Source organism: Nocardioides phosphati, from assembly GCF_014646375.1.
Classification (GTDB): domain Bacteria; phylum Actinomycetota; class Actinomycetes; order Propionibacteriales; family Nocardioidaceae; genus Nocardioides; species Nocardioides phosphati.
In genome coordinates this window covers 26,906-43,158 of sequence record NZ_BMNI01000005.1, presented here as the reverse complement: position 1 = coordinate 43,158, position 16,253 = coordinate 26,906, and the positions used below count along the sequence as shown (strand labels likewise).

Below are 16,253 nucleotides of genomic sequence, written 5' to 3'. Positions count from 1 at the left end.
CGCGCCCCGTCAGCACCCCCGACGTTCGACCTGAACCGTCCCTTGAGAGGTCCTCATGACGACCATTCCTGAACAGGCCGCCGACGCCCCCGAGCGCCTGGTCAGCGACGAGCAGCTCGACGCGGCCCGGATCCCGGTGACCCGCGTCGGCCTCGCCACGATCGGCGGCGGCCTCGGCTCCTTCGCCCTCGTGGACCGCCTCCGGGTCGCCGGCGTACCGGCGGAGGAGATCGCGGTCCTGGGCGCCCACACCTCCCCCGGCGCGGCGTTCCAGGCCCGCTGCACGGCGCTCGGCATGACCGACGACAGCCGCCTGCGGAGCGACGCCACGGCCCGCATCGACAACCTGTGGGGCTTCCCCGGGTACGCCGGCGGCGAGGCGCGGCGTACGCGCAGTCTCCGGCCCCTCACCCGCCAGCTCCTCCAGGGGGTCGCCGGCGAGGGCTCCAGCCCGACCGTCGCGACCGTCCGCGCCGCGCTCGACAAGGAGGCCCGTCGCATCGGCTGGCCCCTCATGACCAGCGGCATCCCCGCCGACTACCTCTTCAAGCGCGACGCGGGCGGCTACTTCGTCATCTGCCGCAAGAAGGGCGGCATGGTCGCGATCCGCTGCGACCACGTCCACCTCGCACTCGGCGCGCCCGGGCCGCGCACCACGCCGGAGGTCGCGGCGTACCGCGAGGCCTTCCCCGGCAGCACCCGCCTCACCTCTGCGTACGACGACAACGCGGCCGTCCTGCGCCAGCTCGCGAACCGCGGCGCGAACGTGGTCGTCCGCGGCGCAGGACCCGCCGCGGTGCAGCTCCTCGAGCAGCTCGCCGCGGGGCGGATCCGGCACGGCCGTGACCTGCACATCTGGCACGTGGTGCGGAGCTGGCCCGACGGGTCGACCGGCCACGACCAGCGCCTCGGCTTCCGTCACCAGGCCCTCGACTTCCCGCGTGCCGCCTACACGGGCGCGCTGCGCGACGAGCTGCGGCGGGCCGCAGAGGAGGAGCGGCTGGACGCCTTCGAGCGCCTCGGCGCCCCGACCACGCCCCGCCGCAAGGCGGTCGACGAGCTCCTCGACGGCGCCCGCGCCGCCGGGTGGTACGACGCCGTGGTCGGCGAGGTCGAGTCCTTCGCCGACGACGGGGCCCAGATCGCCACCCGCGTGCTGCTGCAGAACGGCGAGCGGATGACGATCGCCGCCGACCATGTCTTCGACGCGACGGGCCTCGAGACCGACGCCGGGCAGCACGCGCTCGTCGCGGACCTGCTCGCGTTCAGCCCGGTCGCCACCAACCGCCTGGGCGGCCTGCGGACGACTCCCGACTGGACCGTCGAGGGTGGCGACAGCGGCGACGGACGGATGTTCGCCTCCGGCCGCACGGCACGCGGCGGCCACTACGGCCCGGTCGACTCGTTCACCGGGCTGCAGCAGGCGGCGCTGTCCATCGCCGACACGCTGGCCACCGCCGGCTTCGGCGAACGCCTCAGTCCGCTGCGGTCCGCGCGCGGCTGGCTCCAGTGGATCGGAGGGAAGTCGCTGTGACCCCCACCCTCGCCGGCCGGGTCCAGACCCGCCTCGCCCTCGCCCTCGTCCCCGGGGTGCCGGTTGCCCTCGCGGCCGCCGGCCTCCTCGACCACCTCACGCTCGGGCGCGCCCTCATCGGCCTGCTCGTCATCACCGTCCTCGGCCTCGTCTGGGACGCGGCGTACCAGGCGCTGCAGGACCGGCGCTGGGACCGTGACTGGCCGCCGCTCCTCACGCTGCTGTCGTGGGTCCCCGAGGCCTGCGCCTCGTGGCTGGCGCTGAACGCGCTCGGTTCCGCCGCACCGCGCGGCACACACCTCGTCTTCTTCACGCTGCTCTGGTCCGCGGCCCTGCTGGTGCGGGCCGCGGTCCTCCCGGTCCTCCTGCCCCACTGGCGGCACGAGGGCCAGCGCCTGGTGGTGGCCCGGGCGCGCGCTGCTATCCCGGCCCCGGCGCGCGCACCCGAAGCCACCACCACTGCGGAGGAGCCCGCAGCGGAGGAAGCGCCGGCCAGGAGCCGCGGCTTCAGCCTCGGCGCCCTCGGGCTGCGGCCCGGCACCCCGCGCTTCGCGACCGTCGCGCTCTTCGTCGGCGTCTTCGGCGCGGTGCTCCTGCTCGCGCCGCTGCTCGGCCACGACACCCCGCCGCCCGCCGCCGACCCGCGCCTCACCCACGGCGAGGAGCACCAGGCGATGAAGGTCGAGCGCGTCCGCAGGCTCCACGCGTGGGACACCACGAAGCGCGTCCTCCCGGCGTACGTCGAGTTCCCGGCGGCCGGTGTCGACACGCGGCTGGGCATGACGCTGATGAAGGAGAACGGCGTGCTGGTCACACCGGACCCGCGGCACGCCGCCTGGTACGGCCAGGGCGCCGCCCCCGGGCAGCGGGGACCGGCGGTGGTCATCGGCTCGACCGACGCGATCTTCCAGGGCCTCGCCCACGCGAAGGCCGGCCAGCAGCTCCGCGTCGTCCGCACCGACGGCAGCCGGGTGGCGTTCACGGTCGACCGGGTGATGACCGTCGACGCCCGGGCCTTCCCGACACAGGAGGTCTACGGCGCCACCCGCCGTCCGCTCCTCCGGCTGGTCGGCTACGACGCGGAGTCCGGCCGCAACACGATCGTCTTCGCCCACGCCGCGTGGGTGACCGCGGCCCCGATGGAGGACTGAGCGATGGAGACGCTCACCCCGAACCGTCCGGACCAGTCGTCGCCGCACCCCTCCACGGCGATCGGCCTGGGCGTGCTCGCCATCGCGATGTGGTCGCTCATCGGCCTCGTCGTCGGTGCCGCGTGGCTGATGGCCGGCGACCGCCCCGGCCCCGCTGCGGAGGGCGCGGCCCCCGCGGTCGCCCAGGGCGAGCGGCCCGACCGGCCCGTCAGCGCAGGCGCCGCCGATCGCCCCGAGCGCCTGCGGGTCCCACGGATCGGCGTCGACACCCGCCTCATGGACCTCGACCTCACCGCGAAGGGCGAGCTCCAGGTCCCTCCGCTCTCGCAGCCCTGGACGGCCGGCTGGTACGACCGCTCCCCCGTCCCCGGCGAGGTCGGCCCGTCGGTCCTCGCCGGCCACGTCGACTCGAAGACCGGCCCCGCCGTCTTCTACCGGCTCCGCGAGCTGCATCGCGGTGACCGGGTCGTCGTCACCCGCAGCGACGGCCGCACCGCGACGTTCCGCGTCGACCACGTCGAGCAGGTCTCCAAGTCCGCCTTCCCCACCAAGCGCGTGTACGGCGCGACCCCGCGCCCCGAGCTCCGGCTGATCACCTGCGGCGGCACCTTCGACGCCGCGACCGGCCACTACCTCTCCAACGTCGTCGTCTACGCCCACCTCACCTCGCTCACGGCAGCCTGACCCACCCGGAGGCCTCCATGTCCACGTCCCTGCCCCGCCGCCACCGGCTCCTCACCGCCGGGGTCGCCGTCTGCCTCGCGGCCGGAGGGGCGACGATGGCCTTCGGCGCCGGCGTGTCCCCGCAGGCCGCGCCCGGAGTGACGCAGGCCCCCGCCGCCGTGACGGCTGCGCCCCTGCCGCCCTCGCCCCCGGACCAGATCCTGATCGAGCGCCTCCGGCTCGCGGCGAAGGTGGTCGAGCTCCGTGCGGCCGCGGACGGCAGGACGCTGACGCTCCCTCCCCTGCGCGAGACCGGCTGGGACTCGACCTCCGTCACCCCCGGCGAGGCCGGCATCACGGTCGTCACCGGCTACATCGCGCGTACGTCGCGGCAGCCCGGCGTACTCAAGGGGCTCGGGCGGCTCCGCGACGGCGACGTCGTGACGGTCGAGCGGAAGGACCGCAAGCGGGTCCACTACCGGGTCACGTCCGTCGACTACTACGCGCAGGGCTCGTTCCCCGCGGACCGGGTCTTCCCACGGACGGACCGGCCCGAGCTGCGGCTGATCAGCACCGGTGGCCCGCTTCACCACGGCGACCCGCTCGGCAACGCGGTGGTCACCGCCGTGGCCGAGCGCTGACCCCGCGCGGGAGGTAGGTGACCGTCAGAGCCGGCCGAGGACCTCGTCGACCCACCGCGGCACGAGGTCGCCGGCCTTGCCGTGGCGCGCCTCGTCGAACCAGTGGGTGCCCTCGGAGGGCTCGAGGTTGATCTCGAGGCTGCGGATGCCACGCGCCCGCGCCTCGATGACGAAGCCGGCCGCCGGGTAGACCGCACCGGAGGTGCCGATCGAGACGAAGAGGTCGGCCTCGGCGATGGCGGCGGAGATGCGGTCCATCTCGTAGGGCATCTCGCCGAACCAGACGATGTCCGGGCGGAGCTCGCTCACCCCGCAGCCGGGGCAGGCCGGGCGGTCGGCCAGCGTGCCCTCCCAGCGGAACCGGTGGCCGCAGGCGCGGCACCAGGCCGAGAGCAGCTCGCCGTGCATGTGGAGGACGTGGTGGGCGCCGCCGCGCTCGTGGAGGTCGTCGACGTTCTGCGTGACGATGGTGAGGTCGTGGCCCAGGACCGCCTCGAGACGGCCGAGCGCGAGGTGCGCCGGGTTGGGCGCGACGTCGGCGAGCGCAGCGCGCCGGGCGTCGTAGAAGGCGTGCACCAGGCCGGGGTCGGCGTCGTAGCCCTCGGGCGTCGCGACGTCCTCGACGCGATGCCCCTCCCAGAGCCCGTCGGCGTCGCGGAAGGTGGGCACCCCGCTCTCCGCGGAGACGCCGGCTCCGGTCAGGACCACGATGCGCATGACGTGCACCCTAAGCCGTCACGTGGCCCCGCGGCGTAGCCTCGGCAGCATGACGCCGCTCGCCCGCCTCTCCGGCACGGTCCTGTACGACGCCGACTGCGGCTTCTGCACGACGTCGGCGCACTGGCTCGAGCGGCACGGCACCTGCACCGTCACCCCGTGGCAGGCGGTCGACCTGGAGGCGCTCCAGCTCACCGAGCACGACGTCACCACCGCCGCCTGGTGGCTCGACGCCTCCGGGCAGGCGACCGCCTCGGGTGCGCAGGCGATCGCGGCAGCGCTGCGGACCTGCGCCGCGCCGTACCGGCTGGCGGGGTGGCTGATGACGCTCCCCGTGATCCGCCTGCTCGCTGCCGTCGTCTACGGCTGGGTGGCGCGCAACCGCTACCGGCTCCCGGGCGCGACCGACGCCTGCCGCATCGACCAGCGCTGACCCGCATGAGCGCCGCCCGCCCGTCAGCGCGCCGTCCTCGTGGCCGGGTGGACCTCAGTCGCGGTTGAGCAGCGCGTCGACGGCGGCGGGGCTGAGCACGTCGGCGATCGCGAGCTGCGCGCAGCCGACCGTGCCCGCGGCCGCACCATGCGTCGCGGGCAGGATGACCAGGTCGTTGGAGGCACCTGCCGCAGCACCGGCGTAGAGCGTCTCGCGCAGCCCCGCGACGAAGATGTCGTACGCCGCGGCGAGGTCGCCGCCGACGACGATCGCGCCCGGGTTGAGCAGGTTGACGACGCCCGCGAGCACCTCGCCGACGCGGCGTCCGCTCTCGCGGATCCGGCGGCGAGCGACCGCGTCGCCCGCGACCGCGAGGTCGGCGAGCTCACGCACGTGGGCGACCTCGACGCCGTCGGCGATGGAGTCCTGGACCAGCGCCCAGCCGGCCGCGACCGCCTCGATGCAGCCGACCTCGCCACAGCGGCAGGTGCGGCCGTCGGCGCCGGGGTTCTTGGTGTGGCCGATCTCGCCCGCCGCGCCCTTCGCACCGCGCACGAGGCGGCCCTGGACGAAGACGCCGCAGCCGAGGCCGGTCGACGCCTTGAGCACGACCAGGTCGGGGTGCTCGAGCAGGTGGCCGTGGGCCTCGGAGAGCGCGAGCGCCTTCGCGTCGTTCTCGACGTGGACGACGGCGCCCTCGAGGCTGGAGAAGTACGGCGCGAGCGCCACGCCGTCCCACCCGCGGAGCACCGGGGCGGAGACGCAGGTGGCGGTGGCGGCGTCGACGATGCCGGGCAGGCTCAGGCCCACGCCGCGCACCGAGTCGCGCGCCACCCCGGCCTCGGCGAGCAGGGCACCGAGCCGCTTGTCGACGCGGCGGAAGAGGGCGTCGGGCTCGAGGCCGTCGGCGTGGTCGAACTCCGCGGTGGCCAGCACCTCGCCGGCCAGGTCGCACACGGCGAGCTGGGTGCGGCTGCGGCCGACGGCCACGGCGAGCACGCTGCCGGCGCGCCCGTTGAACTGCAGGAACGTCGCGGGACGGCCGCCGGTGGACGGTGCCTCGCCACCTTCGACGACCAGGCCGGAGCCCAGCAGCGCGGAGAGGCGCGCGGTCACCGCCGTACGCGAGAGGCCGGTCACGGAGGCGACGTCCGCACGCGTGCGTACGTCGCCGCGGCGGATCAGGTCGAGGACCCCGCCAGCGGTCGGTAGTGCTGTCGCGCCTCCGCCTGCCATGAGCGGGAGCCTAGCCGCACTTCTGCCGGTCTGGTCCAACTTTCCGGGAACTTATGTATCTTTCGAGCGCATAAGTCGGTACTCTGCTGAACATGACCTCGATGACCGAGCTCACCCCGAGCGACTTCGTCATCTTCGGTGGCACCGGAGATCTCGCCTTCCGCAAGCTGCTCCCCGCCCTCTTCCACCGGATGAGCGACGGGCAGCTGCCCGCCTCCTCCCGCGTGGTCGCCGTCTCCCGCGCCGGCCTCGACGACGCGGGCTACCGCGACAAGGTCGGCAGCGCGCTGGAGGAGTTCGTGCCGGAGGCCGACCCGGCCGACCTCGCGCACTTCCTGACCCGCCTGAGCCACGTCACGCTCGACATCGACGAGCAGGCAGGCTGGACCGCGCTCGCCCGCGCGATCGAGGACGGCGCCAACCTCACCCGCGTCTTCTACCTCGCCGTCGGCCCCGCCCTCTTCGGCACGATCTGCCAGCGCCTGGCGGACAACTACCTCGTGACCTCCGAGAGCCGTGTGGTCCTCGAGAAGCCGATCGGCACCGACATCGCGTCGGCCCGCGCGATCAACGACGCCGTCGACGCCGTCTTCGACGAGTCGCGCGTCTTCCGCATCGACCACTACCTCGGCAAGGAGTCGGTCCAGAACCTCCTGGTCACCCGTTTCGCCAACGCCGTCTTCGAGCCGCTGTGGAACGCCCAGCACATCGACCACGTGCAGATCACCGCCGCCGAGACGCTCGGCGTCGGCCAGCGCGCGGGCTACTACGACCACTCCGGCGCGATGCGCGACATGGTGCAGAACCACCTGCTCCAGCTGCTCTGCCTCGTCGCCATGGAACCGCCGTCGGCGGTCGCCGGCGAGGCAGTCCGCAACGAGAAGCTCAAGGTCCTCCAGGCGCTCAAGCCCCTCACCGGCGACGACGTCGCCCGGGCGGCCGTCTTCGGGCAGTACGCCGCGGGCACGGTCGGCGGCAAGCCCGTCCCGGCGTACGTCGAGGAGCTGGAGGCCGGCGCCTCCCGCACGGAGACCTTCGTCGCGATCCGCGCGGAGGTCAGCAACTGGCGCTGGGCCGGCGTGCCGTTCTACCTGCGCACCGGCAAGCGCCTGGCCGCGCGGGCGAGCGAGATCGTCATCCAGTTCCGCCCGATCCCGCACCCGATGTTCCCGGGTGAGGACACCGTGACCGAGCCCAACCGGCTGGTCCTGCGGCTTCAGCCCGACGACAGCGTCCAGCTCCACCTGATGGCCAAGGAGCCCGGCCCCGGCGGCTACCGCACACGCCCGGTCTCGCTCGACCTCAACTTCGCCCAGGCGTTCGGCGCACCGTCACCCGAGGCCTACGAGCGGCTCCTGATGGACGTCGTCCGCGGCAACCCCACGCTCTTCATGCGGCGCGACGAGATCGAGGCGGCCTGGCAGTGGGCCCAGCCGATCATCGAGCACCACGCCGCCTCCGACCTCCCCCCGGCGCCCTACGAGGCCGGCACGACCGGCCCCGCGGAGGCCACCGCACTCATCGAGCGCGACGGGCGCTCCTGGCACGAGAGCAACGTCTGATGACCACACTCCACCCCACCCTCGCGGCGGTGACCGCGCGCATCACCGAGCGGTCGGCCACGTCGCGAGCCGCTTACCTCGCCGGCATCCGCGCCGCCCAGCAGCGCGGCCCGGCCCGTGGCCGGCTGGCCTGCGGCAACCTGGCCCACGGCTTCGCCTCGGCCCCGGTCGAGGACAAGGCCGAGCTCCGCCAGCTGGTGAAGCCGAACATCGCGATCGTCACGTCCTACAACGACATGCTGTCGGCACACGCGCCGTTCGAGACCTACCCGCCGCTGATCAAGAAGGCCGTCATCCGCGCGGGCGGCATCGCCCAGGTCGCCGGTGGGGTCCCCGCCATGTGCGACGGCGTCACGCAGGGTCGCGACGGCATGCAGCTCTCGCTCTTCTCCCGCGACGTCATCGCGATGGCCACCGCGATCGGCCTCTCGCACGACATGTTCGACGGCGCGCTCATGCTCGGCGTCTGCGACAAGATCGTTCCCGGCATGCTGATCGGCGCGCTCTCGTTCGGCCACCTGCCGACCGCGTTCGTCCCCGCCGGCCCGATGACCTCGGGCCTGCCCAACGACGAGAAGGCGCGCATCCGCGGGCTCTACGCCGAGGGCAAGGTCGGCCGCGACGCGCTCCTCGAGGCCGAGGCCGCGTCGTACCACTCGGTCGGCACGTGCACCTTCTACGGCACCGCCAACAGCAACCAGATGCTGATGGAGGTCATGGGCCTGCACCTGCCCGGCTCGAGCTTCGTCAACCCCGGTACGCCGCTGCGCCAGGCGCTGACCGAGGCCACGTCCGCGCGGGTCACCCAGCTCGCGCAGCGCGCCGAGGCCCCGCTCGGCGAGCTCGTCGACGAGAAGGTCATCGTCAACGCCTGCGTCGCCCTGCTCGCCACCGGCGGCTCCACCAACCACACGCTCCACCTGCCCGCCATCGCGGCGGCGGCGGGCATCCAGCTCACGTGGGAGGACCTCAGCGACCTCTCCGGCGTCGTGCCGCTGATCGCCCGGGTCTACCCCAACGGCTCCGCCGACGTGAACCACTTCGCGGCCGCCGGCGGCCTCCAGCTCACGATCCGCACGCTGCTCGACGCCGGCCTGCTGCACGAGGACGTCCAGACGGTCGCCGGTCCGGGCCTCGCGCGCTACCTGCAGGAGCCGAAGCTGATCGACGGCGAGCTCACCTGGGTCGACGGCCCGGCCGAGTCGCTCGACACCGACATCCTGCGCACCGCCGACGACCCCTTCGACAAGGAGGGTGGCCTCCGGGTGCTGAAGGGCAACCTCGGCACGGGCGTCGTCAAGGTCTCCGCCGTCGCCCCCGACAAGCGCACCGTCACCGCCCCGGCCCGCGTCTTCGAGGACCAGGACGACCTGATCGCCGCCTTCCAGGCCGGCGACCTGACCGGCGACTTCGTGGCGGTCATCCGCCACCAGGGGCCCTCGGCCAACGGCATGCCGGAGCTCCACAAGCTGACCCCGCCGCTCGGCGTACTCCAGGGGCGGGGGCAGAAGGTCGCCATCGTCACCGACGGCCGCATGTCCGGCGCGTCGGGCAAGGTCCTCGCCGCGATCCACGTGACGCCCGAGGCGTCGCAGGGCGGCCCGCTGGCGCGGGTCCGCGACGGTGACGTCATCACCGTCGACGGCGCCACCGGCCTCCTCCACATCGACGCCGACCTGGCGGGGCGCGAGCCGCACCTGGTCGACAACACTGTCCACGGCACCGGTCGCGAGCTCTTCGCGGGCATGCGCCACCTCGTCTCCTCCGCCGACCGCGGGGCGTCCTTCTTCGGGAGCAACCACTGATGAGCATCCTCGACCTCTCCCCCGTCGTCCCCGTCGTCGTCCTCGACGACCCCGACTCGGCCGTGCCGCTCGCGCGGGCGCTCGTCGAGGGCGGCATCGGCGTCATCGAGCTCACCCTCCGCACGCCGACGGCGCTCGAGTCGATCCGGCGGATCGCCGCCGAGGTGCCCGAGATCGCCGTCGGCGCCGGCACCGTGACCACGCCGCAGCAGGCTGAGGACGCGGTCAAGGCAGGCTCGTCGTTCCTCGTCTCCCCCGGCACGACGCCGGCGCTGCTCGACGCGATGCTGGCGACGGGCGTCACGGTCCTCCCGGGCTGCTCCACGATCTCGGAGGCGCTCGTGCTCCGCGAGGCCGGGCTGACCGAGCTGAAGTTCTTCCCCGCCGAGGCGGTCGGCGGCGCGCCGTTCCTCTCCTCGCTCGGCGGGCCCCTCCCCGACCTCCGGTTCTGCCCGACCGGAGGCATCACCCTGGACTCGGCGCCGCGCTACCTCGCGCTGCCGAACGTCGCCTGCGTGGGCGGCAGCTGGCTGACCCCGGCCAGCGCAGTGAAGTCGCGGGACTGGTCGTCGATCACGGCCACCGCCCGCGCCACGGTCAGCGCGCTCATCCAGGACTGAGCTTCTTCCTCAGTCCTGCGACCGGCCCTCCTCAACAGGGGCCCGAGCGCGCTTCTTCGTCCGGCCCTGCCTTCCTGATTGGTCCCAGGAAGGTGGGGCCGGACGTCTTTCTCCCGCTGTAACGGCGGGCGACCCCGCGGCGGGCGGTGTACGGCGCACACGGCGCGCCAAAGTGGCAGGTTGACAGTTCGGCCCGGACTGACACGTCGGAACTGTCCCGTGCGGCGAAACCGTCAGGCTGACGCTCCGGCGCCAACCCGCCCGCCCCAGCCGAGCTCCCCTCGCTCCGAGCCCCTGGCAGGACGTGCCGGCACTGCCGGTGCTTCCAACCGACGGCGCATCTGCACGAAGCGACACATTGATGTGTCAACCATCGCTCAGACGCGCTCAGCGCGCGGTGAGTGATGCGTCAACGTGTCGGTTCGTGCAGGCGCCCGGGAGCCTGGCGGCACCTGCGGCGCTCGCCGTACGACGGGCGGACGGCGTACGGCGTACGGCGGACGGCGGACGGCGGACGGCGCAGCGCAACGCGGCCGCCGCCTCGCAGAGCAGGCCGGCGCCGAGGCGCCGGGGGATCCGCAGATCCGCAGATCAGCCGGTCAACGGTCAGCCGATCAACGAGCCGCGGTCATCGCCGCGCCGACGATGCCGGCGTTCTTGGAGAGCGTGGCCAGCCGGAGCGGCGTGTTGCACTCGAGGTCGTCGAACCAGAGCTCGGGGTCCTTGGTGATGCCGCCCCCGATGACGATGACCTCGGGCGAGAAGAGGAACTCCAGGTGCTGGAGGTAGCGCGAGACGCCGGCCGCCCAGTCGGGCCACGAGAGGCCGAGGACCTCACGGGCACGGGCGCTGGCGAAGTGCTCCGCAACGCGGCCGTCGATCTGCAGGTGGCCGAGCTCGCAGTTGGGGATCAGGACGCCGTCGTGGATGAAGGCGCCGCCGATGCCGGTGCCGAGCGTGATGACGATGGCCAGGCCGTCGACGCCCCGCGCGGAGCCGAACTCCATCTCGGCGACACCCGCGGCGTCGGCGTCGTTGAGGAACGCGACGTGCTCGCCGGCGAAGCCCTTGAAGACGTCACCGAGCTCGCGGCCGATCCAGGAGTGGTCGAGGTTGGCAGCGCTCAGCATGACGCCGCGGCGGACGATGCCGGGGACCGCGATGCCCATGCGGTCGATCGCGTCGAGACCCGCGTCGGCGCAGACCGACTCGACGGCGTCACGGACGCCCTCGGGGGTGGCAGGCTGCGGCGTGTCGCGCCGGTAGCGCTCGGAGAGCAGCTCGCCGGTGGCAGTGTCCACCAGAGCAGCCTTGATGCCGGTGCCGCCGACGTCGACGCCCAGGGCAACAGTCATCGCAGGAACCTCCAGATTCTCGGGTGGACGCGCAGCACCACACAGTTCAGTGCCGCCATCGTACCTACTTTTGACCTTTTGTCACGCATAAGTTTCTCGACGTGCGCACCGTGCACAATCCCACCATGCACCTTCTCCGGTTGACCGAGCCGATCGGCGACTTCCACGAGCGCCCGATCCGGCCCGATCTCGCCGAGGCGGAGGCCTGGGTGCTGGAGCCCGGACGGCCCGCGCTGGTGCTCGGCAGCAGCCAGAAGCCCGAGCAGGTCGACCTGCGCGCCGCAGCCGCCTCCGGCGTCGAGGTCGTACGCCGGCGCAGTGGCGGGGGTGCGGTCTGGGTGCCCACCAGCGGCTGCCTCTGGGTCGACGTCGTGGTCCCGCGCCACGACCCACGCTGGGACGACGACGTACGCGCGTCGACGTGGTGGCTCGGCGAGGCCTGGGCCGAGGCCCTGCGCGAGGTCGGCCTCGACGCCGAGCTCTACCGCGACGGCCTCGAGAAGACCGACTGGGGCCGGCTCGTGTGCTTCGGTGCGCTCGGCCCGGGCGAGGTCCTCGTCGACGGCCGCAAGGCGGTCGGCATCTCCCAGCGCCGCACGCGCGAGGGCGCCCGCTTCCAGTGCATCGTGTACGCCGCGTGGGAGCCCGACGCGGTCCTCGACCTGCTCGAGCTGCCCGACGCCGACCGCGACCGGGCCTCGCGCGAGCTGGCCACGCTCGCGACCGGGATCGGCGACCAGGCGCTGCGCGAGCTGGAGCCCGTGATCCTGCGCCGCCTCGGCGTGACCCAGCCCTGACCGCTCGCCCCGAGACCCATGTCCTGACAACATGAGTGCGTGGACATCGAGATCATTCGCGCATTCCTCGCCGTCGCCGACGGCCAGACGGTCACCGAGGTGGCGGAGCGCTCGCACCGCACCCAGCCGGCGATGTCGCGGGCACTGGCCCGGCTCGAGCACGAGGTGGGCACGCAGCTCTTCCAGCGCGTCGGCCGCGGGCTGACCCTGACCCCCGCCGGGCGCGAGCTCGTCATCCACGCGCGCGACATCGTCGATGCCTACCACCGCGGCATCCGGGCCGTCGACGACCTCGCCCGGCCTGACGGCGGCTTCGTGCCGGTGGCGTTCCTCCACACGCTCGGCACCTGGCTCGTTCCCGAGCTGATCAAGGGGTTCCGTGCCGAGCGGCCCAACGTCCGGTTCGACCTCCGCCAGCACGGCGACGACGGCCTCGTGAGCGACCTGCTCACCGGCGCGGTCGACCTCGCCATCACGGGCGACCGGCCCGACCACCCCCTGATCCAGAGCCGCCGGATCCTGCGCGAGCCGCTGCGCCTCGTCGTACCTCCGGACCACCGGCTCGCCCGCCGCAAGGCGGTGCGTCTCAGCGAGGCGGCCGACGAGACGTTCATCGCGCTGCTGCCGGGCTTCAGCCTCCGCGCGATCACCGAGCACCTGTGCGGCGAGGCCGGCTTCGCACCGCGGATCGGCTTCGAGGGCGAGGAGGTCGAGACGCTCCGTGGCCTGGTGGCGGCCGGTCTCGGCGTCGCCCTGATCCCCGAGCCCCACGGTGTCGGGGTCCCGGCGTCGCCCCACCTGCGGGTCACCGACGTGCAGGCGAGCCGCGAGATCTGTCTGGCCTGGATGGGCGGCCGCCGCCTGCCGGCACCGTCGGAGCACTTCCGCACCCACACGCTGAAGCAGGCGAAGGCGGTGGCCGAGCGCCTCCCCGAGTGACTCCCGGGTGACTCTCCGTGACTCATGCACAGGGTGCATGTGTCACGGAAACACAGGTCATTGGACGCATGAGCCCCCGATCCCGCACGATGGTGAGACCGCTCACACGACATCGAAGGGCCACCCATGTCCGACATCGATCCCGCCGAGACCCAGGAATGGCGCGAAGCACTCGCCGCCGTTCTTGAGTTCGAGGGTGAGTCACGCACCCGCTTCCTCCTCGAGGAGATCCTCGAAGAGGCGCAGCGTCTCGGGGCACGGGTCCCGCTGAACGCCACCACGCCGTACGTCAACACCATCCCGACCGACGAGGAGCCGGCCCACCCGGGCGAGCTCGACGTCGAGCGCCGGATCCGTTCCGCCGTCCGCTGGAACGCGATGATGATGGTGCTGCGCGCCAACAAGGAGTCCAGCGAGCTCGGCGGACACCTCTCCAGCTTCCAGTCGGCGGCGACGCTCTACGACACCGGCTTCCAGCACTTCTGGCACGCCCCGAGCGAGGAGCACGGCGGCGACCTGGTCTACGTCCAGGGCCACTGTTCGCCCGGCATCTACTCCCGCGCGTTCCTCGAGGGCCGCCTCACCGAGGCGCAGCTCGACAGCTTCCGCCAGGAGACCGGCGTCAACGCCGGCGGCGGCGGCCTGTCGTCGTACCCGCACCCGTGGCTGATGCCCGACTTCTGGCAGTTTCCGACCGTCTCGATGGGCCTCGGCCCGCTGATGGCGATCTACCAGGCGCGCTTCCTCAAGTACCTCGACGCCCGCGGCCTGGCCAACACCGCCAACCGCAAGGTGTGGGCCTTCCTCGGCGACGGCGAGATGGACGAGCCCGAGTCGCTCGGCGCGATCTCGCTGGCCGGCCGCGAGAAGCTCGACAACCTCGTCTTCGTCATCAACTGCAACCTGCAGCGCCTCGACGGCCCCGTGCGCGGCAACGGCAAGATCATCCAGGAGCTCGAGGGCGTCTTCCGCGGCGCCGGCTGGAACGTCGTGAAGTGCATCTGGGGCTCCGGCTGGGACCAGCTCCTCAAGGCCGACCACACCGGCGCGCTCAAGCGCCGGATGATGCAGTGCGTCGACGGCGAGTACCAGACCTACAAGTCCAAGGACGGCGCCTTCGTCCGCGAGCACTTCTTCGCCACCCCCGAGCTCAAGGCCATGGTCGCCGACTGGACCGACGAGGAGATCTTCCGCCTCACCCGCGGTGGTCACGACCCGCAGAAGGTGTACGCCGCCTACGCGGCCGCCAACACCCACAAGGGCGAGCCGACGGTCATCCTCGCGAAGACCGTCAAGGGCTACGGCATGGGCAAGGCCGGCGAGGCGCAGAACATCGCCCACCAGGCCAAGAAGGTCGCCGCCGACGCGCTCAAGGCGTTCCGCGACCGCTTCGACGTGCCGGTCGCCGACGCCAAGATCGCCGACTACCCCTACGTCCGCTTCGCCGAGGGCTCGGAGGAGCACACCTACCTCCACGCCCGCCGGGGCGAGCTGGGTGGCTACCTGCCCCAGCGTCGCCAGAAGTCGGAGTCGCTCGAGGTCCCCGGTCTCGACGCGTTCGGCAAGCTGCTCACGGACTCCAAGGGCCGGTCGTTCTCCAGCACCACGGCGTTCGTCCAGATCCTGACGATCCTGCTGCGCGACAAGAACATCGGCAAGCGGGTCGTCCCGATCGTCCCCGACGAGTCGCGCACCTTCGGCATGGAGGGGCTCTTCCGCCAGGTCGGCATCTACTCGCAGGCCGGCCAGCTCTACACGCCCGAGGACGCCGACCAGCTGCTCTTCTACAAGGAGGACGCCAGCGGCCAGATCCTCCAGGAGGGCATCAACGAGCCCGGCGCGATGTCGTCGTGGATCGCGGCGGCCACGTCGTACTCCTCGTCCAACACGCCGATGATCCCGTTCTACATCTACTACTCGATGTTCGGCTTCCAGCGCATCGGCGACCTGGCCTGGGCCGCCGGCGACATGCGCGCCCGCGGCTTCCTCTGCGGTGGCACCGCCGGCCGCACGACGCTCAACGGCGAGGGCCTGCAGCACGAGGACGGCCACAGCCACCTGCAGGCGGCGCTCATCCCCAACTGCGTGTCGTACGACCCGACGTACGCCTACGAGCTCGCGGTGATCGTCGCCGACGGCCTGCGGCGCATGTACGTCGAGCAGGAGGACGTCTTCTACTACCTCACGCTGATGAACGAGAACTACGAGCACCCCGCGATGCCCGAGGGCGTCGAGGAGGGCATCCTCCGCGGCATGTACCCGCTGCGCGAGGCGCCCGCCAAGCGCGGCAAGAACGCCGCCCGTGTGCAGCTCATGGGCTCCGGCACGATCCTGCGCGAGGTCATCGCCGCGGCCGACCTGCTCCGCGACGAGTACGGCATCGAGAGCGACCTCTGGAGCGTCCCCAGCTTCAACGAGCTCCGCCGCGACGGCCTCGAGACCGAGCGGTGGAACACCCTCCACCCGCTCGAGGAGAAGAAGCAGTCGTACGTCGAGCAGTGCCTCGCCGGCCGCAAGGGCCCGGTCATCGCCGCGACCGACTACATGAAGTCGTACGCCGACCAGATCCGCGCCTTCGTGCCCGGCAGCTTCACCGCCCTCGGCACCGACGGCTTCGGCCGCTCGGACTACCGCATCAACCTGCGCCGCCACTTCGAGGTCGACCGCCACTTCGTGGTGGTCACGGCCCTGCAGCGCCTGGCCGACGAGGGCGCCATCGAGCGCTCCGTCGTCGCCGAGGCGATCGAGAAGTACGGCATCGACCCCGACCGGCCGACGCCGGCTCTCGCGTAAGAGAAAA

The 16,253-nt window shown here is 72.7% G+C and carries 14 protein-coding genes; 11 read left to right on the top strand and 3 right to left on the bottom strand.

Going from position 1 to position 16,253, the window contains the following annotated elements; translation table 11 throughout:
- Positions 1-55 precede the first annotated feature (55 nt).
- From IEX47_RS11200 to IEX47_RS11185, 4 genes are read left to right on the top strand one after another with little or no spacing between them, the layout of a single operon-like run.
- On the top strand, positions 56-1,534 hold the full coding sequence (locus IEX47_RS11200) for an FAD/NAD(P)-binding protein (RefSeq protein WP_188784099.1): 1,479 nt from the start codon (positions 56-58) through the stop codon (positions 1,532-1,534).
- Positions 1,531-2,685, top strand: a complete 1,155-nt coding sequence (locus IEX47_RS11195) for a sortase domain-containing protein (protein WP_188784098.1) — start codon at positions 1,531-1,533, stop codon at positions 2,683-2,685. Before IEX47_RS11200 ends, IEX47_RS11195 begins: the two co-directional genes overlap by 4 nt.
- A 3-nt stretch (positions 2,686-2,688) precedes the next feature.
- Complete coding sequence (locus IEX47_RS11190; protein ID WP_229662813.1) at positions 2,689-3,369, top strand: class F sortase; 681 nt, start codon at positions 2,689-2,691, stop codon at positions 3,367-3,369.
- 17 nt (positions 3,370-3,386) lie between these two features.
- The gene (locus IEX47_RS11185; RefSeq protein ID WP_188784097.1) at positions 3,387-3,989 is read left to right on the top strand and encodes a class F sortase; all 603 of its coding nucleotides are present in this window, start codon (positions 3,387-3,389) and stop codon (positions 3,987-3,989) included.
- A gap of 24 nt (positions 3,990-4,013) precedes the next feature.
- On the opposite strand, the gene IEX47_RS11180 is transcribed toward IEX47_RS11185, so the two are convergent.
- Complete coding sequence (locus tag IEX47_RS11180; RefSeq protein ID WP_188784096.1) at positions 4,014-4,706, bottom strand: NAD-dependent deacylase; 693 nt, start codon at positions 4,704-4,706, stop codon at positions 4,014-4,016.
- A 49-nt stretch (positions 4,707-4,755) separates the two neighbouring features.
- Here IEX47_RS11180 and IEX47_RS11175 point away from each other — a divergent pair, with 49 nt between their 5' ends.
- Positions 4,756-5,139 carry a thiol-disulfide oxidoreductase DCC family protein gene (locus IEX47_RS11175; protein ID WP_188784095.1) on the top strand — a complete coding sequence of 128 codons (384 nt, stop codon included), beginning with the start codon at positions 4,756-4,758 and terminating at the stop codon, positions 5,137-5,139.
- 54 nt (positions 5,140-5,193) lie between these two features.
- Here IEX47_RS11175 and IEX47_RS11170 read toward each other — a convergent pair whose 3' ends face one another.
- Entirely contained in the window at positions 5,194-6,375 is a 1,182-nt protein-coding gene (locus IEX47_RS11170) for an ROK family transcriptional regulator (RefSeq protein ID WP_188784094.1), read from the bottom strand.
- Between the two features lie 92 nt (positions 6,376-6,467).
- On the opposite strand from IEX47_RS11170, the gene zwf reads away from it, so the two are divergent.
- From zwf to eda, 3 genes are read left to right on the top strand one after another with little or no spacing between them, the layout of a single operon-like run.
- Positions 6,468-7,937, top strand: coding sequence for a glucose-6-phosphate dehydrogenase (zwf, locus tag IEX47_RS11165; protein ID WP_188784093.1), 1,470 nt, complete (start codon positions 6,468-6,470; stop codon positions 7,935-7,937).
- Positions 7,937-9,742, top strand: a complete 1,806-nt coding sequence (edd, locus tag IEX47_RS11160) for a phosphogluconate dehydratase (protein WP_188784092.1) — start codon at positions 7,937-7,939, stop codon at positions 9,740-9,742. Before zwf ends, edd begins: the two co-directional genes overlap by 1 nt.
- Positions 9,742-10,362, top strand: coding sequence for a bifunctional 4-hydroxy-2-oxoglutarate aldolase/2-dehydro-3-deoxy-phosphogluconate aldolase (gene eda, locus IEX47_RS11155; RefSeq protein ID WP_188784091.1), 621 nt, complete (start codon positions 9,742-9,744; stop codon positions 10,360-10,362). The genes edd and eda overlap by 1 nt, the downstream gene beginning before the upstream one ends.
- A gap of 614 nt (positions 10,363-10,976) precedes the next feature.
- Here eda and ppgK read toward each other — a convergent pair.
- On the bottom strand, positions 10,977-11,717 hold the full coding sequence (gene ppgK, locus IEX47_RS11150) for a polyphosphate--glucose phosphotransferase (protein ID WP_188784090.1): 741 nt from the start codon (positions 11,715-11,717) through the stop codon (positions 10,977-10,979).
- A 125-nt stretch (positions 11,718-11,842) separates the two neighbouring features.
- Here ppgK and IEX47_RS11145 point away from each other — a divergent pair, with 125 nt between their 5' ends.
- From IEX47_RS11145 to aceE, 3 genes are all read left to right on the top strand, one after another.
- Complete coding sequence (locus IEX47_RS11145) at positions 11,843-12,514, top strand: lipoate--protein ligase family protein (protein ID WP_188784089.1); 672 nt, start codon at positions 11,843-11,845, stop codon at positions 12,512-12,514.
- Between the two features lie 39 nt (positions 12,515-12,553).
- Positions 12,554-13,453, top strand: a complete 900-nt coding sequence (locus IEX47_RS11140) for a LysR family transcriptional regulator (RefSeq protein WP_188784088.1) — start codon at positions 12,554-12,556, stop codon at positions 13,451-13,453.
- Positions 13,454-13,579: 126 nt separating this feature from the next.
- Positions 13,580-16,246: a pyruvate dehydrogenase (acetyl-transferring), homodimeric type gene (aceE, locus tag IEX47_RS11135; protein WP_188784087.1), complete on the top strand. Its 2,667-nt coding sequence runs from the start codon at positions 13,580-13,582 to the stop codon at positions 16,244-16,246.
- The last annotated feature ends 7 nt before the right edge of the window (positions 16,247-16,253 follow it).